This is a genomic window from Streptomyces vulcanius (genome assembly GCF_042653945.1).
Lineage (GTDB): Bacteria > Actinomycetota > Actinomycetes > Streptomycetales > Streptomycetaceae > Streptomyces > Streptomyces mangrovi.
The window spans coordinates 35,632-54,928 of sequence record NZ_JBHSFK010000024.1 but is presented as its reverse complement, the minus strand read 5'-3'; the positions used below and the strand labels follow the sequence as shown (position 1 = coordinate 54,928).

Below are 19,297 nucleotides of genomic sequence, written 5' to 3'. Positions count from 1 at the left end.
CTCCAACCTCTAAGGACTTCCGCGAGGCCAGCCTCCGGGACTGCATAATTCCCACCTCTAGGCACAACTATCGCCCCAAATGCTGAAGCTGCTCACGAATCCAGGACCATTCTTCCCCGAACATGTCGGACCGCATCATGCTCTCACCGAGTCGATCCAGAATTTCGTCATCCTGCCGCGAGAGCCATGGCCCGAAGTTCGTCAGATAGGACTCGGCCATGAGAGGAGTTACCTCATCCCCCGCCTCAGCGAGGCCGATCACAACACTGCCAGGAAGTGCAAGGAACAGCGCTGGTCCCATGGCCGTACTTGAATCCGCGCAATGTATTTCGTACAAGCGAACAATTAGCCTACCGATCTCACTCAATACGCTGGACTCTAGCTTGTAGCTGAGCATCCTTTCGGTAATCAACTCTTGAAACAGCTCAACCGAAGGCGGTGGTACAGGAACCTGGGCGAATCTACGCCCCAGCGCGAGACCAAACCGAAACACCCGCTGGGCATCTATCGAGTTGTACGTACCAATAAGACGCCACTCTTGCCCAGCGAGGTACTGCACAATTACCTTGTTCTCTTCGTCGTCTTCCTCTTCATCAGGTGATTCCTCCTCGCACACGCTACGAGCGCCAGACGTCCACCCTAGAAGAATCTCACGACTTGATCCCGGAGAGACTCGTCCAACCGTGACGGCCTGGCCATCGCTTCCGGTCAGCCACGTGAGAAGGCCACCGAAGATGCGATCCATGTCAGCCCTGTTAGCTTCATCCAGCAGGAGCCATTTATCTTCTTCAATCGCCTGCAGAACGAAACCGGGAGTGAAGCGAAGTCGCCCTGAGTCATCTACGCTGTCACCGCCAACGAGTTCACGTGTCGTCCAGCTCTCATCGGCGGTGACCATCATCAGCTCGTGCCCCATGGTCATGCCGAATTTTCCCGGGTCCTCTCTGACCTCGCGAATAATCTCCTGGACGAGTGAAGACTTACCAGTACCGGGAGGGCCCACAAGCATGACGGCCTTATGCGAAGAAATCGCGTTACGAAGCATCCGACGCGTGCGCGGGTCGAGTTTCAACGCAGGGATGGCAGCTGGCACAGAAATGTTCGGCTGTTCTTCGACCAGAGGCAAGGTTTCATCTAGTCCTAGCTGACGATCCACCTTGGTTTTCTCTGAAATTACCTTGCTGATCTCAAAAGGAGACAAGTCCTTTAGGAGCCTATTTAGAGTCGTATCGCCAGCCGGATCGGAAGCCGCGACGTATGCGGCCAGCGGAAACCATTCAGGTTGAGTTCCCTCTTGACGCTGAAGCAAAAGTAGAGGCTTAGCCGTACGGGCGGCGACCTTTCTTGCGGCATCAAAGGTCGCTGGACCTTCGTCGCTCCGCTGAATCAGAGCCACTAGGAGAGAGGCCTCTTGAGCTCGCGGCGACTGAACCATCCGGACACTAAGATTACCCGCCTTACTCACATACCCCGTATAGATACGCGTAGCGGGCAAACCGGTAAGATTCGCCAAATAGGCCTCAAGGGCACGATACTTGGATACGCTCGGTGACGAGTGATCAACGTCGGCAAGCAACGCTTGGAGGGTCTGCAACTTTTCAACGGTCACAGACCGTAGGCTAGCGCTGCTGATCAAGCTATGGATGCGCCTTGACGCACCTCAAGCAACGGGACTCCGCACTACCGCCGAGGTACGGCCTCCGCCATCGGGCTAGCCATCCACTCAGCATGTCGCTTGACCGCAAGCCCGAACGACTCGTCATAGCGAAGCCGGCTCACTTCAAGGCGTCCGTAAAATCCAGCGGTGGCGCGAAGGCTCAAGGGAACCGCCTTGGCCAGGTCCACGCTCTCAAGGAGGTGCCGATATGGCTGTCGCTCGGGCCACATGCTCGCGTCGACCGACCATCGCTGGTCAGCGTCACCCCAAGCTGCGGTTGGCCATCGGTCACCCTTAGGCAGGATGCCGCAAACCATATCAATGGGGCTGCCCGGGGTCCGCAGTCTCTTCCCTAGCCATTGAGCAACACCGACAGTTACTGCATTGCCCACTAGCTTCCATCGGGTGCCGGAGCGGCCAAACGCCTGTGCTGGCGCTGTCCAGTTGGCGGGAAAGCCCTGCAGAGTCTCAGCATCCGTTAGGTCTGGCGTGACGATGGCCCGCCCTGTTGGGGCGTCTCGAACCCACAGAGCAGGTGGAGACGGAATCCCTAGGCTTGAGCCACCTTTCAGAGTTGGCAACGCATCCTGTGCCCACCCAAGGCCCGTGCGCCCTTCGGTCCAGTAGAAGCCATAGGCATCGTCCCGGTAATGCTCCACACCTGGTTCACCGGCGTCGTCAGCGAAGAGGACAGTCCGTGGGTCATGGGTGCGCGAAGCCACCATGATCACTCGCTGCCGCCGCTGCGGCACCCCCGTGAACCGCGAGTCGACCAAACGATAGGCCCACCTGTAGCCCAGCCGCTCAAACTCCGTGACCAGGTACTCCATGGCAGTGCCGCGATCGAGCACCAGCATGTTGCGGACGTTCTCGATGACGACCCACGTAGGTGAAGCCTCGGCGAGGAGCTCAAACAGGTGCTTGACGAGGCCGGATGCTTCGCCGTGGATGCCGGCAGTGCGACCTGCTTGCGACAGATCAGTACAGGGGAAACCGGCAGTCACGACATCGACGTCGGGCAGATGCTTGAGATCTTGAATGTCTCCATGCAGGGGGACATCGGGAAACTGATGCTTCAGCACGGCTTGCGCTGGCTCCCACCACTCACACAGGAGCTCAGCCTCGAAACCAGCCCGGCTGAGACCAAGCTCCAGCCCCCCGATGCCTGCAAACAGGCCTGCAACCGTGGACGGTCTCTGAACGGTAGTGGAGTCGAGCATGCTAGACATCGTCGCACGCGACACTGACAGCACCACGCTGGTCAAGTGCACCCCTAGCGATCTTTTACTGTGTGTAGCGCCGCGATCACGCCGGAATGCGCCCTTTTGTTCTTTCATAGTGCAAGATGTCGAGCGTGAGGGGCCCGTCTTCGCCCACAACGAGCGTGCTCCGGACCGTACCGGAAGCGGGAGTCGCGAGACCGTGGCCTTGTGGCCATCCAGAGGGGACAGATCGGATGACCACCCCGCCCCAAAGTCGTGGACCATCCGTGGACCAGACCCGTCCCAAAGGCGGAGCAGGGAGCTTTGACCTGCACGAACACTGCAGCCGCGAGCGGCCTCCGGAGCCGTGTGTGAGACGGTGGTCGCTCCGTGGGCAAGCGGTGCGCTTACTCGAAGGGTGGAGCAGCTGCCACCAGCATGCCGCTGATTGAGCCTGTATCGACGGCAGCTTTGGTGGGGTCGACGCTGTTTTCCTCTGCGACCGTCGTAGCCCAGCAATCTCCCCAGGTCGCCGGCCAGGTCGCTGTCAGGGGCGAGATCCTCGGGCTTGCCCGTGATGCCGTAGGCGTCGAGGAGCCGTCGCTCGACTCCGAACGGCTCGCCCAGGGCGAGGTCCGGGTACTCACTGATCCATCGTCTGAGGATCCGTCCCCGTTCGGCGATCAGCCACGCCTCCCCGTCGTTCTGCTCGCTGTGGAAGAAGAGTTGGGCTTTGCCGAACTGCGCGCTCAACTCTCGGCACAGGTCAGTGACGTGCACTGTCTGCTGCGGATAGGACAGGCCGAAGTACGGTCCGACGACCAGGGTCCACCCCTGCATGGGCGGGGTAACGACCACTATGGAGAACGGCTGCTCCTCATCGTGTGCCACCTCGTCGATGAGTTCCACGCCATCGGCCCAGGTGGTCTCCCGCGCATCCACCAAGCCAAGGGTCCTCACCAACTCCGCTTGATCGACGGTCGCGACCGCGAGCCATGAGAGCCAACAGGCGCGTATGAGTGGTGTGGAATCAGACGTCCCCATGACCCGCATGGTAGGGGCGTACGAGTGGGATTCGCGCAGTAGGCCAGATGTTGGCGAGGCACCGACCGGACATGCCAGATGCGTGCCAGATCTCGCGGAGAACCACGGGGAATAGCGGGGAGCAGCGGGAAACCACGGTGAAAGCGGCCTGGTCCGAAGCCACCACCATCCGGTCATTCGCCCAGGTGAGCGCACCGATCAGCTCCGAGTGACCGCAGCTTCCCAAGCTCACAGGTCAAGGTGCCCGTCGTCGCGTGGGAGGACTACGAGTGGCAGAGCAAGGCGATCCTTTGCGAACGGATCGTCGTTGCGGAGGGCCGGTGCCCGAGGGGACAACGCGTGGAGGTGCCGGGTGGTCATCCCGGCGAAGTGTTGGAGGCGCTGCTTGTGAACACCGCATCGCGGTGCGCCTCGCTATGCGCGCCAGACGCTGACCACTTCGCTTCGCCCACCGGCTGACCTGCTTCGTTCACGGTGCGCGCTTCCCCCTCATAGGAGACCACCGTAGTGCCCGAAGACTTCTTGACGGGACGGGGCGACGGCGGGTGAGTGTCGCCTCGGATCTCGCCTGTGGAGTCGCCGTTGCGGCGATCCCGCTGCTGCAGTTCGCCGGCATCCTGCAGTTCTGGATGCTGTGGGGACCTCCCCCTGAGTGGTGGACACGCTGATACTGGATCTGCTTGATCCGGAGGAAGCGAGAAGACGGCCGATGGCTATGAAGGACTACTCGGACGAGTTCAAGGCCGATGCCGTGGCCCTGTACGAGTCCACGCCCGGGGCGACGTACAAGAGCATCGCCGCTGACCTGGGCGTCAACCGGGCGACCCTGCGGGAGTGGGTGCTGCGGGACCGCGAACGCCGTGGCGTCACCGCTAAGAGTCGGCACTGACAACGTCGGCGCTGACAACTACGGTTGGCGGCAGCCCGAGCAGGAGGCCCGGCACCTACGAGTCTTCGTAGATGCCGCAGTTGTTCCGCCATCCGAGCCAGCCGTCTCCCACGTCCTCTGCGTCGCTCCGCGGACGGGGTCCTCACCACCGGGACCGTCCAGGTATCCGACCAAGTGATCACGATGAGCTGCGGCGACGCGTGCCCGGTCTTTCCCGGCACGACGTACCTTGACCGGCAGTTCGAAGACCCTGCGGGCAACGGCGTCGAGGTCGTCCACTCGATCCGGGACGCTATCAAGCAGCGCGTCGAGGCCCTGCCCTCTGAGTTCGCTCCCGCGTAGCCGCAGGTCGTAGCCGCCTGGGAGCCATTTGGGAGCCGACTCGCTCCCAAAGCCCCGCGGGACCACTTGGCTCCCTGTTCTGTCCTGGTGCGCAGCGTTGAAGCGATGGCACCCGTCAGGCAAGAACCACCTCCCCGCTGTTCCGGCGTGAGCGCCAGGTGTCGGGCCTCGTCCCAGACGCGCCAGTAGGTGGTGGAGGCGGCCACTCCCCCGCGTTCGTCGGCGAACAGCCGGCCGCCCTTGGCCGTGCGGACTCTTCGATGTGCGCTGCGCAAGGAGTATGCGGACGAGGTGGGTGGAATCGGAGCGATACGGGTCTCGTTCGCGGGCCGGTTCTTGAGACCGCGGCTGTCGTGGACCTCCCCGGTCCCAGGCAGCCGCGGCACTTTCGCCGACTGCTGGGCGCGCGAGAGAGAAGCCCTCGATCAATGGCTGCCGGCATGGACCCCGCCCGTGGGTCTTCCATTCGTACCGGCGGGTCTCGGCGATCAGCAGCATGGCGCAACAGAGACAATGAGCTGGGAGGATCATAGGTAGGATAAGTAGCATGAGTGGCCCTACCGGCAAGTACTCGATCACCATGCCGCGCGACATCGCCGAAGCCGCCAAGGCGCGCAGCGGCCCTTCCGGCTTGTCCGCCTACGTTGCCGCCGCCGTCGCCCGCCAGATCGAACGCGACAATCTCAACGAGCTCATCCAGGTCGCCCAAGCCGAACACGGGCCCATCGGCGAGGGCGAGATCCAGGCCCTGCGCGACCAGCTTCACCAGGCACGTCGGCAGCAGAGCAGCGATGGGGTAAACGCAGCGTGACGCGCTCCCCGGCCACACCGGGCGGGACACTCGTCCTCGACAGCGAAGGACTGGCCAAGGCCGTGCTGCGCGACCGCACCGTCACCACCTGGCTCGCCCTCGCCCGCGCCGACGACCTACGCGTGATCACCTCCGCAGCCACTCTCGTGGAGGTGGTCCACCCTCGCATCAACCGCGCCGCTCTGGAGTGGACCCTGTCCCGCCTCGTCGTCGAACCGGTGACCGAGCAGATCGCCCGCCACGCCTCCGCCCTCCTCGCCGACACAGGCATGCATGGTCACAAGTACGCCATCGACGCCATACTCAGCGCGACCGCCCTCGCCGCCCCGGGGCCGGTAACCGTGCTCTCGTCAGATCCAGAGGGCCTGACCGCTCTTTGTGGGACGCGCGCCACTGTCATCAAGGTCTAGCTGTGCCGCCCGGGAGGGTCGGTGACGCGGCTGGCTGGGGTGTGGCCAATGATTGGGGTGTGGGGTCGGTAGGCGAAGTGTTTCGACGGCTGTCGAGACGCTGCAAGGCGTCGGCCACTGGATCCCCGAGGAGGCACCCGAGACGCTGAACCGTCTGCTGCTCGACCATCTGCGGGCGCACGGCTGGTACGGCATCTCGGCGGACAACCCTCCATCCTCCATACGGGGAGAGTCCGGCCGGTCAGGTGGCAGAAACCCGGCGGGGGCCCCGCCGACCTGACCGGCCGGGCCGGTGCTAGGCGAGGTGCCGGGCGAAGAACCGGACCGCGCTGTCGGCCTCGAACCTGGGCAGTTCCTTGTGCATGCCCGCGTTGGCGTGCAACGTCTTCTCCTTCGAGGCGAAGGCGTCGAACAGCGCGAGACCGGACTCGCGTGGGATGTGCTCGTCGTCCCACTGGAGTGCGAACTCGATCGGGATGGTGATCTGCTTCGCCGTCTCGGCGAGCGGGTCGGGCCAGAAGAGGCCGAAGACCGCGGCGGTGATTCGGGGTTCGGTCGCCGTCAACGGCACTCCGATCGCGGTGCCCATGTTGAGGCCGTAGTAGCCGACCGGTCCATCGGCGCCGATCTCCGGGAGTTCCTGGAGGGCGTCCAGGGTCGCCCGCCACTCCGGCACGGCGCGCTCCGCGAGGTGGAGGTTGTACCGGACGACGATCGGGCCGACCGGCTCGCCCGCCGCCATCGCTTGCTGCATCACGGCGATCTCTTGCTCGTCGTGCGCCGTGCGCGGCCGGCCGCCGTGGCCGGGCGCGTCGATGGCGGCGACGTGGAAACCGCCGCCGGTCACGAGGGCGTGGGCACGGCCCACCATTCCCGGCCACTTCTTGTGGGTGCCGCCACCGTGCCCCAGAAGCACCAGAGGTGCACGGTCCGAGCCGGAGGCCGGCGACCAGAGCACGCCGGTGAGCTCGCCCACGGTGAATTCGCGTTCGAGGACGCCGTTCGACGTCGTCTCCGCGGTGAAATGCACAGAATGCATGAGGTGTTGCCTTTCGGGAGTGCCTTGTTGTCGAGGCGCTCCCGGCGGCGACATCTATGTCATGTATGTCATGTCAATCGCCCGACCGTGACCACAGGGGGAGCACCCACACAGCTACAGCGTTCATGGGTCTCACCTCCTCGCACGGCGTCACGGCGTTCCGCACGTTACTGGCCGAGTGGCATGCCGTCCAACCCCTTTTTCCCATCGGGTGCCGATGTAGCGGAACGCTGCGGGTGGTTGAAGAGCAGGTTCAGCAGGAACGCGGCGAGCGTGGCGCTGGTGATGGCGCTGCCGCCGATGATCTGTACCCAGGTCGGGAAGGCGTGGTAGATCGTCGGCGCCGCGACGGGCAGCATGCCGACGCCGATGGACACCGCGACGATGAGCAGGTTGTTCGTGCCCTCGAACTCCACCTTGCGCAGGGTGTTGATGCCGACGGCGGTGACGGTGGCGAACATGACCAGCCCGGCCGCGCCGACCACCGGCCCCGGCAGCGAGGCCACGACCTCGCCCAGCTTGGGGACCAGGCCGAGCGCGACAAGGATGCCTCCGGCGACGGCGGCGACGTAGCGGCTGCGGACCTTGGTCATGCCGACCAGGCCGACGTTCTGGGCGAAGACGGTGTCCACGAAGCCGTTCATGACGCCGGCGAGGACACCGGAGACGCCGTCGCCGGCGAGGCCGCGTGCCAGGTCGCCCCGCGAAAGGGGGCGGCCGGTCATCTCACCGACGGCGAGCATGTCGGCGGTGGACTCGGTGAACGTCACCAGCATCACCACGCACATGGAGATGACCGCGGCGACCGGGAAGTGCGGGGCTCCGAAGTGGAAGGGTGAGGCGAGCCCCAGCCAGTCGGCGTCGCCGACCGAGGAGAAGTCCGTGAGGCCCATCGGGACCGCGACCAGCGTGCCGCCCAACAGGCCCAGCAGCACGCCGAGTTGGGACAGGAATCCACTGGTGAAGCGGCTGACGACGACGATCAGCAGCACGATGCCGCCCGCGAGGGCCAGATGGCTGGGCGCGGCGTAGTCCTTGGCCGTGGGGTCCAGGCCGGCGATCAGCCCGGCGGCCACCCCAATGAGAGACAGTCCGATGACGGTGATGACCGAACCGCTCACCAGCGGCGGGAAGAACCGCACCGCGCGGGCGAACGGCACCGCGACCAGCAGTCCGAAGACACCGGCGGCGATCATCGAGCCGTACACCGCCTGCATGCCGTACTCGCCCGCGATCAGGATCATCGGTGTCACGGCCGTGAAGGTGGCACCCGCCACGACCGGCAGCCGTACGCCCAACACCCGGCCGACGCCGAGGGACTGAAGGAGTGTCACCAGGCCGGCCACCAGCAGGTCGGCGTTGATGAGCAGGCCGATGGTCGAGGTGTCCAGTTTCGCCGCAGCGCCGAAGACCAGCGGGACGGTGACACAGCCGGTGTACATCACCAGCACGTGCTGGAGGCCGAGCAGACCGAGCCGGGCGGGCGGCAGGACCTGGTCGACGGGATGCCGGGCGGGCGGCGGCACGGTGGCGGCTTCGGATGCGGACGGGGATGGGGACGGGGACGGGGACGGGGCAGGGGCCTGTGACATGGGGGGCCTCCGGAGCGGGGCGGAGCGGGGCGTGGGGCCTGGTAGAAGAACCGTGGATCAACTTTTTGCTGACCAGGTTTCCCTCGCATTTCGCGTGGCGAACAGACGACCGCCGCTCATGGCGTCCGGGCGCAGGCCGCGGCCAGGGTCAGGCTCCGGGCGACGGCGTGCGGGATGTCGTCGACCGGGAACAGCGTGTGCCGTACGGTCCGTTCGGCGTCGACGATCAGGATCAGGCGCTTGTGCCGGAGCCGTCCCGCGCCGCGGAAGGTCGGCAGCCGCAGGGCGGCGGCGAGTTGGTGGCCGGTGTCGGAGAGGAGGGGGTACGGGATCTCTTCGGCTCGGGCGAACTCCGCCTGTTCGTAAGGAAGTTGGGTACTGATTCCGCGTACGTCCACGCCCGCCCGCTGGAAGTCGGGCCAGGCGTCGCGGAACAGCCGGTTCTCCAGGGTGCAGCCGACGGCGCCGGGGATCCGCTCGCCCCAGTCGACGCCCGTGCCGGGGTAGGTGAACAGCACGGTCGCGGCGGACTCCGGTGAGACAACGGGCAGTTCGGCGCCCTGTGGGCCGGGCAGTTCGAGGCCGTCGGGCAGACGGGTGCCGGCGAGGGCGTGCACCCGGGCGTGCTCGGCGCCGTCCGCTGTCGCCGTCGCGGTGACGCTTCCGTCGCCCAGCACCCATCGGTCGCCCCAGTCCTGCATGGCGACGAGCAGCGGGAGCAGCGCGGTCCCGGCATCGGTGAGCAGGTATTCGTAGCGCACCGGACGCCGCTGGTAGAGGCTGCGGTGCAGGACTCCGTGGGCGACGAGCCGGCCGAGGCGCTCGGTGAGCACCTTGCGGGACAGACCGATCTCGGCGGCGAGCGCGTCGAAGCGGACGTGGCCGCGGGCGACCTCCCGCAGCACCAGAACGTTCCACCAGTCCCCCAGGACCATGGCGGCCTGGGCGATTCCACAGGTCTCGTCGGCGTTGTGCATCCTCATGCGCCCATAGTAAGTTCCCTTTCGGGACTCACTTTGTTTCCGGATGGAACTTTCTGGATGGAACCTACCGCCCGCCGCGTGCGGGTCCAGCGTGAGGAGCTGCACCGTGACCGCCATCAGCCGGGTCGTCGCACGGGAGATCATCGACAGCCGGGGCAACCCGACCGTCGAGGTGGACGTGGAACTCAGGGACGGATCGCTCGGCCGCGCGGCCGTGCCGTCGGGCGCCTCGACCGGCGCGCGGGAGGCTGTCGAACTGCGCGACGGCGACCCAACCCGCTTCCACGGCAGGGGCGTTCGGCGGGCGGTGGACGCCGTGAACGAGAGCATCGCGGACGCCGTGACCGGACTCGACGCCGAGGACCAGACGACCGTCGACCGCACCATGATCGAGCTGGACGGTACGGACACCAAGGCGCGACTCGGCGCCAACGCCCTGCTCGGGGTCTCGCTGGCCACCGCCAAGGCCGCCGCTGCCGCCCACCGGCTGCCGCTCTACCGCTACGTCGGCGGAGTCGACGCCCGTCTGCTGCCGGTACCGATGATGAACATCATCAACGGCGGTGCCCACGCCGACAATCCGCTCGACTTCCAGGAGTTCATGATCGCCCCGATCGGCGCGGGCACCTTCGCCGAGGCCGTCCGTATGGGCTCGGAGGTCTTCCACACCCTGCGCGGCAATCTGCTCGCCGCCGGCCACAGCGTGAACGTCGGCGACGAAGGCGGATTCGCACCCGACCTGCGCACTGCCGACGAGGCCCTGGACTTCGTCGTACACGCCATCGAGCAGACCGGCTACAAGCCCGGCACCGACATCACCCTCGTCATGGACCCGGCCACCTCGGAGTTCTTCCACGACGGCCTCTACGACTACACGGGCGAGGGCGTCCGCCGTACCCCCGCCGAGCACGCCGACTACCTCGCCACGCTCGTCGACCGCTACCCCGTCGCCTCCATCGAGGACCCGATGGCCGAGGACGACCACGACGGCTGGCGCGCGCTGACCGCCCGGCTGGGCAAGCGCTGTCAGCTCACCGGCGACGACGTCTTCTGCACCAACGAGACACTGCTGCGCGCCGGCATCCGGGACGGCATCGCCAACTCCGTTCTCGTGAAGGTCAATCAGATCGGCACCCTCACCGAGACCCTGGCCACCGTCGCCACCGCCCACCGCGCCGGCTACACCGTCGTCATGTCGCACCGCTCCGGCGAGACCGAGGACACCACCATCGCCGACCTCGCGGTGGCCACCGGCTGCGGGCAGATCAAGACGGGCTCGCTCTCCCGCTCCGACCGCACCGCCAAGTACAACCAACTCGTCCGTATCGAGGAGGAATTGGGGGCAGCGGCTCGTTACGCGGGCAGGGAAGCCCTGGGGCTGCGCCGCTGAGGAGTCAGTCGAGGAGTCAGTCGGTGGGGTGGGTTTCGGGGGGAGGCGGTGGTTTGGGTTTCGGGGTCAGTTGGTGGGGTGGGTTTCGGTGAAGTCCCAGAGCACCGGGAGGAGTTGCTCGGGTGTCTCGGTCTGGGGCATGTGGCCGGTGCCCTCCAGCAGCCGGAACTCCGCGCCGGGGACGGCCTGTGCGTACGCGCGCCCGTAGTCGGCGTCCACGATCCGGTCGCTCGCTCCCCAGGCGACCAGGGTGGGATGGGTGATCTTCGCCAGGCGGTCGGGAAGGGTGGGGTCGGCCATTGTGTGCGGGCCCGAATAGAGCTGCAGGGTGGCGCGGTTGGCGGCCATGACCGCGCGCTGCGCCTCGGTGAGGGCGCTGGGGTCGAAGCGGAATTTCGAGGGGTCGTGGAAGGAGAGGCGGGACAGTTCGACGGGGGTCAGCGAGAAGGTGTCGGCTATCGGGTGGCCGGGGACGGGGATGCCGACGGCGTTGACGAGGGTGACGCTGCTGATCCGGTCACTGCCCAGGGTCGCCAGTTCGGCGGCGATCCAGCCGCCGATGGAGTTGCCGACGACGGCGACGTCCCGCAGGTCGAGGGCGTCGAGCAGCTGCGCGTACACCTGCGCCAGGGCCGTGACGCCGGTCAGCCAGTCGGGGCGGGGGGTGCCGTCGAAGCCGGGATGGACGGGAGTGAACACCTGGGCCGGGCGTTGCTCGGCGAGGAGGCCGGCGAAGGGGGTGACCGTCTGCGGGCCGCCGCCTCCGTGCAGGAGCAGGAAGGGGCGCCCCTGTTGGCCATGGAGGCCGGCGGTGAGGCCGACGGTGAGGTCGAGGGCGCCCTGGTCGAGGGTGAGGGCGTGGGTGGTGGTGGCAGTGGTGGTCATGCGGTGCTCCTCGGACGGGGGCGAGGGTCGGGCTCGTCGCCCCTCCTTCGCGAGAGCCGACTCTCATGAGGATAGGCGGGTCTCGTTTCGTTATGCAAGTGGACTCTCATGACGAGAGGCAGCTGCTAGCATGCGTGTGGAACAACAGGAGGAGTCTCACGATGACGGCGCAGGCGGGCACCGGTCGTACCAACCAGAAGCTGCGCACGCGGACGGCGATCGTGACAGCCGCCCGGGAACTCATCGGCACGGGCGCCGAGGTGACCATGCCGGCGATCGCCCGCGCGGCCCTGGTCTCCGAGGCCACCGCCTACCGGTACTTCCCCGACCTTCCCTCACTGATCAGCGAGGCACTCGCCGGTGTGTGGCCGCCTCCCGCCGAGGCGCTCGCACCGGTCGCGGGATCCGCGGACCCCGTCGAACGCGTCGCCTTCGCCTGCGAGTTCCTGCTCCGCGGCATCCTCGCCCGTGAGGGGGCGGTGCGGGCGATGATCTCGGCGACCATCACCCGGCCCGAGACGGTGTCCCACCGCCCCGGCCTCCGCTTCGGGCTCATCGACCATGCGCTCCGGCCCCTCGAAAACACCCTCGGGACGACCGATCCGCAAGCCTTCGCCCAGCTCAAGCTGGCCCTCGCGGTGGCCGTGGGCGCCGAGGCGCTCTTCACGCTCACGGATCTGTGCGGGCTCGATCCGGACGAGGCCGTCGCCAGCGCTGTACGGACCGCGGTCACCCTGACCGAGGCGGCCGTGCGTGCCATGGGGTGAGTCCGGCGGGGTGTTCGGTCGCGTGTACCGGCTGCGTGAGCCGGCCGCGTGAACCGGTCAGGCCGGGGGGCGGGTGCTGTGGCGGGTGTACAGCTCGACGGGGACGAGGGTGACGGCCGGCTGGGGTGCCGTCGGGTCGTCGATGCGGTTCAGGAGGATGCGCAGGGAGGTCGTGCCGACGTCGGTGAAGTCGGTACGGATCGTGGTCAGCGGGGGGAGGAAGTGGGCGGCTTCCGGGATGTCGTCGTAGCCGACCACGCTGACGTCCTCGGGCACCCGGCGGCCCGCCTCGTGCAGGGCGCGCAGGACACCGAGTGCCATCTGGTCGTTGGAGGCGAAGATCGCGGTAACGGTGGGGTCCTTCGCCAGTTCGCGGCCGAGGTCGTAGCCGGAGTCCGCGCTCCAGTCGCCGATGAGGGGAGGGCGGACCTCGGCGCCCGCCGCCTCAAGGGTGTCCCGCCAGCTCTCCGCGCGGCGGTCGGCCGACGTCCATCCCGTCGGGCCCGCCACATGCCGGACCGTGGCGTGGCCGAGGGACAGCAGGTGTTCGGTGGCCTGGCGCGCGCCGGTGCGGCCGTCCGAGGTGACCATCGGGATGCCCGCGCCGAGTTCGTTGTCCATGACCACGAGCGGGGTGTCCAGGTGGGCCTCGGCCAGGGCCGCCGCCACCCACAGCTGGGGGGCGATCGCGATCACGCCGTCCGCGCCCTCCGCCGAGAGGCGGTCCGCCGCGCGGACGACGGTGTCCTTGTCGGCCGTGTCCAGGGCGATCGAGCTGACGAGGTAACCGGCCTCCTGCGCCGCCGTGTTGATCGCGGTCAGCGTGGAGGCGGGTCCGTAGCGGGCCGCGTCGAACGAGATCACGCCCAGCATCCGGGTACGGCCGCTGGCCAGCGAGCGGGCACTGCTGCTCGGGCGGTAGCCGAGGGTCCGCATCGCCGCCTGGACCGCCTCGCGGGTCTCGGCCCGTACGGACGGGTTGTCGTTGAGCACCCGGGAGACCGTCTGTTTGGAGACCCCGGCCAGCTTCGCCACGTCGTCCATCACCGGGCGCGTGCCCGCGAAGTTGCGGCGGCTGCGGCCCTTGGTCGCCGGGCCGTCGGCGGCGCTTGGCGTCATGGTGGGGGCTCTTCTTCCGTCGGCCGGCGGTGACTGCGGACGCACCTGCTCACGCCCACGACCCCGCCGAGCCGTCAACCCCGCCCCGGCGGACCCACAGGATAGGCCGCGGCGGTCGATGGGAGGGGGGCGCCCTGGGCGGGAGCGCCCCAGGCGGGAGCGCCCCAGGCGGCAGCGCCCCAGGCGGCAGCGCCCCAGGCGGGAGCGCTCGGCTGCCGCCTGCGCGGCGCCGGCTGCGGCCGGGCGGCCCGCCGGGTGGAGCCCCTGGACGCGAGACCAGGGGGGCGCCGTGTGGGAGGCGGCCGACCGGGAAGCTGGGCAGGACCCCTGTACGCAGGCCCGGTCGACCGCCGTGCGATGCGGCCGGATGGGTCCGCCGGACGGGCGCCCAGCGCGGGGGCTTGGACGAGCGCACCGCACGGGGGCTTGGGCGAGCACGCCGCGTGAGAAGCCAAGCGGGTTCGTCGGGCGGGAGCCCGGACGGAAACCCCGTACAGGTGCTCAGACGGAAACCCCGTGATGGAGCCCAGGGGGAACCCTCTGTGCGAGCCCAGGTGGGGACCGCTGCGCGAACCCAGGTGGGGACCCTGCGGGAACAGCCCAGGCGCGGCCCCCGGCGCGAGCCCAGGTGGGAACCCTTGCGGGGACAGCCCAGGTGGGGCCCCTGCGGGAGCTCGGGTGGGACCCCGGTGGGAGCCCAGGTGGGGACGCCCCTGCGCGAGTCCAGGTGGAGTCCCCTGCGGGAACAGCCCAGGTGGGGACGCCGCGCGAGCAGCCCAGGTGGGGGCCCGGTGGGGCCTCGCGTGGTGTCAGCCGGGGCCCAGGGTCCACCGTGTGCTCTGTGCCCATTCCGCGCGGGTCACCTCCGCCGGGCCGCCGAGGGTCTGCCCCGCCGCGTATACGTTCGCCTCGAGGGCCGGTGGCAGGAGCTTCAGGAGGAGGGGCTGGTCGGGCGGGAGGCTGTCCAGGGCGATGTCCCACGGGCGGCCCGCGAAGAACTGGTCGGCCACCAGCCTGTCCCCCACGTACGCGCGCGCCGCGTCACCCGTCCAGTGCAGACGCAGAAGGGTGCCTTCCGGTGCGGCGGGCGGGATCTCCACGCGGTACAGCGCGGCTACGGCGTCGTAGTGCTCGTCGGCAGGGGCGCTCGCGCGTCCGAGGGTGCCCGTGACGGGAGTGGGTGGCGGACCCGCCGGACGGAGGAGGATGAGGGAGGGTTCGGGGAGAGTGGGGGGCGGGGTGTCGGGGAGCAGGGTGTAGCGGGTGAGGGCGCCGTCCTGGCTCTCCCGCACGGTCGCGCCGAGGGCCTTCGGGGGGCGGGGTGGGGCGGGGAGGACGGCGAGGGTGGCCGTCGGCCCGCCGGTGCGGGTGTGCAGGCGCACCTCGTCGCGTTCCTCGTCGAAGACCACGCCGTCGGCACACAGGACCAGGCGGTCCGCGCCCCAGGCCCGGCCCCGGTACGCCGTGCGGGCCGTCGCCGCGTCGAGAACGAGCAGGGCCACCCGCCCGCCGTGAGCGGTCTCCGTCTCCACGAGGGCGTCGACGCCGGGGCGGAGGCCGGTGATCAGGATGCGGTCGCCGGCCCTGTCGACGTCGACGGTCCCTGATCCGGTGACCGTCCGTACCGTCCGTGCGCCCAGGGCGAGTTCGGGCGGGATGCCGTCCGTCGCCGCCAGGACCAGGATCGTACGGCCGTCGTCGTCGGTGACCGTGCAGACGGGTTGGGCGGTGGCCCAGTCGAGGCGCAGGCCGGCCACCTCCAGGCGCAGGGGCCAGCAGAAGTAGGAGCCGGAGGGGACGGTGACAGGGGTGGCGGGCAGCGTCAGGGGCTCGGCCTCGGGGAACTCCACCGTGAACGTCGTCCCCGGGTGGGCCGGCAACGGCTCGTGCGGCTGGTGGTTGTTGACGAAGAGGAAGCCGGCGGCGCGGCCGTCGGTGCGGACCGCCCAGCGCAGGGTGTCGCGGTCGTGCTGGTCGCGGGGGCCGACGGACGGCAGAACGGACCGCATCGGGGCGACCGTCGTACCGAAGTCGGCCAACAGGAGGTGCTGGAGGCGGAGTTCGTCGTAGGAAGGGCGGTACTGGCCGTACTCGCCCAGGGGGGCCTGGAAGTCGTACGTCAGGACGGGGAGGTCGTTGGGGTAGGCGGTGGCGTGGGATTCCTGAAGGGTCGTCAGTTCGCCCTGCGGGTTCGTGCCGCCGTGGAACATGTAGTAGCCCTGCCAGGCCGAACCGCACCCGATCTTGGTGAGGGCGAGGGCGCCGACGTCGGCTGCGTCGACGCGCGGGCGGCGGTGGTAGGCGACCGCCATGCCACCGCCCAACTCGCAGGTGGCCCAGGGGAATCGGTCCTCGTGCGTGGCGGGATCCGTGCCGCGTACGGTCGTCGGGCGCAGGTCGGCGCCGATGCCCTCGTCGTCGCGCTGGTGGGTGAAGAAGTAGTGCTTGCGGCAGGTGTCGGGCCAGCCGCCGTCGGCCTCGGTCCAGAAGGTCTCGGGGTAACCGCCGTAGAGCGGAAGCAGTTCGTCGCCCGGGAGTTGGACTCCGCCCCACGCCGTCGACGTCCACAGCGGTGCGTCGAGGCCGGCCTCCTGGGCCATGCGCTTCAGGGTGAGGAGGTGGCCGGGCTGGTCGTAGAGCTCGTTCTCGATCTGGATGGCGATGATCGGGCCGCCGTCGTTCCCCCGTTCCAGACCGGCGAGTTGGGCGGCGATCGCCCTGAACCAGGGGCGTACGGCGGCGAGATACGCGGCGTCGTCCGTGCGGGGTGCGGCGGTGCGGGTCAACACCCAGTCCGGGAGGCCGCCGTTGCGCACCTCGGCGTGCGACCAGGGTCCGATGCGGGGGATGAAGTCGAGGCCGTGCCGGGCGCAGAGCTGTGCGAAGCGGCGCAGGTCGCGGTCGCCGTCGAAGCGGATACGGCCCTCGGTCTCCTCGTGGTGGATCCAGATGAGGTAGGAGGCGACCGCCGTCACCCCGCCCGCCTTCATCTTCAGCAGCTCTTCCTCCCAGTGCCGGGCGGGATGGCGGGAGTAGTGGAACTCGCCGGATACCGGGAACCAGGGGCGCCCGCCTCTGGTGAGCCAGCGGCTCGTGACCTCGATGGGGTCGGGCGCGGTCGGCGCGTCGGCGAAGGGGAGGTGTCCGACGAGCGGGGCCGCGGGCCGGGCGGGGATGCGGAGGTGATGGTGCGTCATCAGGAGGGCTCCGGGCCGAGGTCGGGCGCGTCGGTGAGCTGGGCGCGCGGGGTGGTGGTGCCGTGGAGTTCCAGGACGACGAGTTCATTGGTGCCGGCGCGCAGGACGGGGGCCGGGACGTAGAGGGTGCGCTGGGGGCCTCGGTTCCAGTAGCGGCCGAGGGCGAAGCCGTTGATCCAGGCCTCGCCCTTGGTCCAGCCGGGGAGGGCGAGGAAGGTGTCTGCGGGGGTCTCCACTTCGAACGTGCCCCGGTGGAAGGCCGGTTGGGCGTGAGTGGGGGTGGTGGCCGGTGCGAAGGGGAGGGTGCCCGGTACGTCGGGCAGGGGCAGGGGGTGGCAGTCCCAGCCCCGGAGGGGTGCGCCGTCGAAGGTGACCGGGCCGAGCAGGCCCTTGGGTACGCCGATGCGGGGCCCGTAGTTGACCCGGCCCATGTTCTCCACCAGGACGTTCAGGACGGCGCCGGGGCGGGGGACGTGAACGGGCAGGGTCTCGTCGTACCGCTCGCGTTCGAGGACACCGGCGGGGGCGCCGTCCAGGAAGACCTGGGCGCGGTCGCCCACACCGCCGGCGAAGTGGAGTAGGCCGGTTCCGGGGATTTGGGTGGTTCCGGGGGTGGGGAGGGTGGTGCGGTAGAGGACGTAGCCCGCGCGCTCGCCCAGTTCGTCGGCGGTGAGGGGGTCGCCGGCGGAGTGCACGGCGGGGCCGAGAACGGAGAGCAGTGCGGCCCGGTGGGTCAACTCCACTGTGATGGGCGGGAGTTTGGGGGACGGGGACGGCACCGGTGCGGCGGGTACCTGGGTGTGACGGGCTATCACCTCGCGGAACGCGTGGTACTTCGGGCCCGGGTCGCCGCACTCCGTGAGGGGGGCGTCGTAGTCGTACGACGTGATGGTCGGGACGTAGGCGTGGTGGTGGTTCGCGCCGCTTGTGCGGCCGAAGTTGGTGCCGCCGTGGAACATGTAGATGTTGACGGAGGCACCCGCGGCGAGGAGTCGGTCGAGGTCGGCGGCGGCGTCCGCGGCGTCCCGGCCGTGGTGTGGGCCGCCCCAGTGGTCGAACCAGCCGATCCAGAACTCCGCGCACATCAGGGGGCCTTCGGGCTGGGCCTCGCGCAGACGGGCCAGCGAGCGGTCGACCCGGCTGCCGAAGGTGCCGGTGGCGAGGACGCCGGGGAGGCCGCCCTTGGTGAGGTGGTCGCCGTCGGTCTGGTCGCAGGTGAAGAGGAGTTCCTCGATGCCGCGTGAACGCAGGCTGTTCTCAAGGTGCTTGAGGTAGGCGGCGTCGTCTCCGTAGGCGCCGTACTCGTTCTCCACCTGTACGGCGATGACCGGGCCGCCCGCCGCCGCCATGTACGGCAGCAGCGGCGGGAGGAGCAGGTCGAGGTAGCGGTCGACGGCGTCGGTGAAGCGGGGGTCGCTGGTGCGCAGGCGGACGGTCGGGTCGGCGGTCAGCCAGAAGGGGAGGCCGCCGCCGTCCCACTCCGCGCAGATGAACGGGCCGGGACGGAGCAGGACACGCAGTCCCTCGGCGTCCGCCAGCCGCAGGAAGCGGGGGAGGTCGAGGAGGCCGTCGAGGTCGAGGGTGCCGGGTTCGGGCTCGTGGAGGTTCCAGGGGACGTAGGTCTCCACCGTGTTCAGGCCCATCAGGCGGGCCTTGCGGAGACGGTCGGTCCACTGGTCTGGGTGGACGCGGAAGTAGTGCAGCGCGCCGGAGAGGATGCGGAACGGTTCGCCGTGGAGGAGGAAGCCGTCGCGGGTGGTGGTGAGGGCGGGCATCGTCGGTGTCCCTTCGGTGGGCAGGCTTGTCGGTGCGCTTGCGCCGGGGGGGTGGCTCGGGGCCGCGGGCGAGGTCACGGGGGTGAGGCGGGGCCGCGGATGGGGTCACGGAGGGGATCAAGGGCCCCGGACGAGGTCACGGAAGTAGATCGGGGGCCGCGGATGGGGTCACGGAGGTGGATCGGTGGCCGCGGA

14 protein-coding genes and 2 pseudogenes are annotated in these 19,297 nt (G+C 68.8%); 7 read left to right on the top strand and 9 right to left on the bottom strand.

Annotated features, from left to right (window positions below; all coding sequences use genetic code 11):
- Positions 1-67: 67 nt before the first annotated feature.
- Together ACFPIH_RS32000 and ACFPIH_RS31995 are read right to left on the bottom strand one after the other, a co-directional pair.
- Positions 68-1,609 (bottom strand): AAA family ATPase, encoded by a 1,542-nt coding sequence (locus ACFPIH_RS32000; RefSeq protein ID WP_381180574.1) that lies wholly within the window; start codon positions 1,607-1,609, stop codon positions 68-70.
- A 71-nt stretch (positions 1,610-1,680) separates the two neighbouring features.
- A complete protein-coding gene (locus ACFPIH_RS31995; RefSeq protein ID WP_381180576.1) occupies positions 1,681-2,877 on the bottom strand; it encodes a DNA cytosine methyltransferase in 1,197 nt (398 codons plus the stop codon).
- Positions 2,878-3,297: 420 nt separating this feature from the next.
- On the opposite strand from ACFPIH_RS31995, the gene ACFPIH_RS31990 reads away from it, so the two are divergent.
- The 5 genes and pseudogenes from ACFPIH_RS31990 (at position 3,298) to ACFPIH_RS31970 (ending at position 6,355) form a co-directional block, all read left to right on the top strand.
- Positions 3,298-3,858: a hypothetical protein gene (locus tag ACFPIH_RS31990; RefSeq protein WP_381180578.1), complete on the top strand. Its 561-nt coding sequence runs from the start codon at positions 3,298-3,300 to the stop codon at positions 3,856-3,858.
- 754 nt (positions 3,859-4,612) lie between these two features.
- A pseudogene (locus ACFPIH_RS31985) lies at positions 4,613-4,774 on the top strand (transposase); the annotation flags it as partial.
- A 156-nt stretch (positions 4,775-4,930) separates the two neighbouring features.
- Positions 4,931-5,134 (top strand): annotated as a pseudogene (locus ACFPIH_RS31980) (low molecular weight phosphatase family protein); the annotation flags it as partial.
- A 547-nt stretch (positions 5,135-5,681) separates the two neighbouring features.
- Positions 5,682-5,945: a CopG family transcriptional regulator gene (locus tag ACFPIH_RS31975; RefSeq protein ID WP_381180581.1), complete on the top strand. Its 264-nt coding sequence runs from the start codon at positions 5,682-5,684 to the stop codon at positions 5,943-5,945.
- Positions 5,942-6,355, top strand: coding sequence for a PIN domain-containing protein (locus ACFPIH_RS31970; RefSeq protein WP_381180583.1), 414 nt, complete (start codon positions 5,942-5,944; stop codon positions 6,353-6,355). Before ACFPIH_RS31975 ends, ACFPIH_RS31970 begins: the two co-directional genes overlap by 4 nt.
- A 295-nt stretch (positions 6,356-6,650) precedes the next feature.
- Here ACFPIH_RS31970 and ACFPIH_RS31965 read toward each other — a convergent pair whose 3' ends face one another.
- The 3 genes from ACFPIH_RS31965 to ACFPIH_RS31955 form a co-directional block, all read right to left on the bottom strand.
- On the bottom strand, positions 6,651-7,394 hold the full coding sequence (locus ACFPIH_RS31965; RefSeq protein ID WP_381180585.1) for an alpha/beta hydrolase family protein: 744 nt from the start codon (positions 7,392-7,394) through the stop codon (positions 6,651-6,653).
- A 167-nt stretch (positions 7,395-7,561) separates the two neighbouring features.
- The gene (locus ACFPIH_RS31960; RefSeq protein ID WP_385877989.1) at positions 7,562-8,920 is read right to left on the bottom strand and encodes a nucleobase:cation symporter-2 family protein; all 1,359 of its coding nucleotides are present in this window, start codon (positions 8,918-8,920) and stop codon (positions 7,562-7,564) included.
- A gap of 182 nt (positions 8,921-9,102) precedes the next feature.
- Positions 9,103-9,969, bottom strand: a complete 867-nt coding sequence (locus ACFPIH_RS31955; protein ID WP_381180589.1) for a winged helix-turn-helix transcriptional regulator — start codon at positions 9,967-9,969, stop codon at positions 9,103-9,105.
- 106 nt (positions 9,970-10,075) lie between these two features.
- Between ACFPIH_RS31955 and eno the strand changes: the two genes are divergently transcribed.
- Positions 10,076-11,359 (top strand): phosphopyruvate hydratase, encoded by a 1,284-nt coding sequence (eno, locus tag ACFPIH_RS31950; RefSeq protein ID WP_381180591.1) that lies wholly within the window; start codon positions 10,076-10,078, stop codon positions 11,357-11,359.
- Between the two features lie 66 nt (positions 11,360-11,425).
- Here eno and ACFPIH_RS31945 read toward each other — a convergent pair whose 3' ends face one another.
- Positions 11,426-12,244 (bottom strand): alpha/beta fold hydrolase, encoded by an 819-nt coding sequence (locus ACFPIH_RS31945; RefSeq protein WP_381180593.1) that lies wholly within the window; start codon positions 12,242-12,244, stop codon positions 11,426-11,428.
- A gap of 161 nt (positions 12,245-12,405) precedes the next feature.
- On the opposite strand from ACFPIH_RS31945, the gene ACFPIH_RS31940 reads away from it, so the two are divergent.
- Complete coding sequence (locus ACFPIH_RS31940) at positions 12,406-13,011, top strand: TetR/AcrR family transcriptional regulator (protein WP_381180595.1); 606 nt, start codon at positions 12,406-12,408, stop codon at positions 13,009-13,011.
- A gap of 57 nt (positions 13,012-13,068) precedes the next feature.
- On the opposite strand, the gene ACFPIH_RS31935 is transcribed toward ACFPIH_RS31940, so the two are convergent.
- From ACFPIH_RS31935 to ACFPIH_RS31925, 3 genes are all read right to left on the bottom strand, one after another.
- A complete protein-coding gene (locus tag ACFPIH_RS31935) occupies positions 13,069-14,130 on the bottom strand; it encodes a LacI family DNA-binding transcriptional regulator (RefSeq protein ID WP_381180597.1) in 1,062 nt (353 codons plus the stop codon).
- 809 nt (positions 14,131-14,939) lie between these two features.
- On the bottom strand, positions 14,940-17,327 hold the full coding sequence (locus ACFPIH_RS31930; protein ID WP_381180599.1) for a beta-galactosidase: 2,388 nt from the start codon (positions 17,325-17,327) through the stop codon (positions 14,940-14,942).
- Entirely contained in the window at positions 17,327-19,102 is a 1,776-nt protein-coding gene (locus ACFPIH_RS31925) for a glycoside hydrolase family 35 protein (RefSeq protein WP_381180600.1), read from the bottom strand. Before ACFPIH_RS31925 ends, ACFPIH_RS31930 begins: the two co-directional genes overlap by 1 nt.
- Positions 19,103-19,297: the final 195 nt, after the last annotated feature.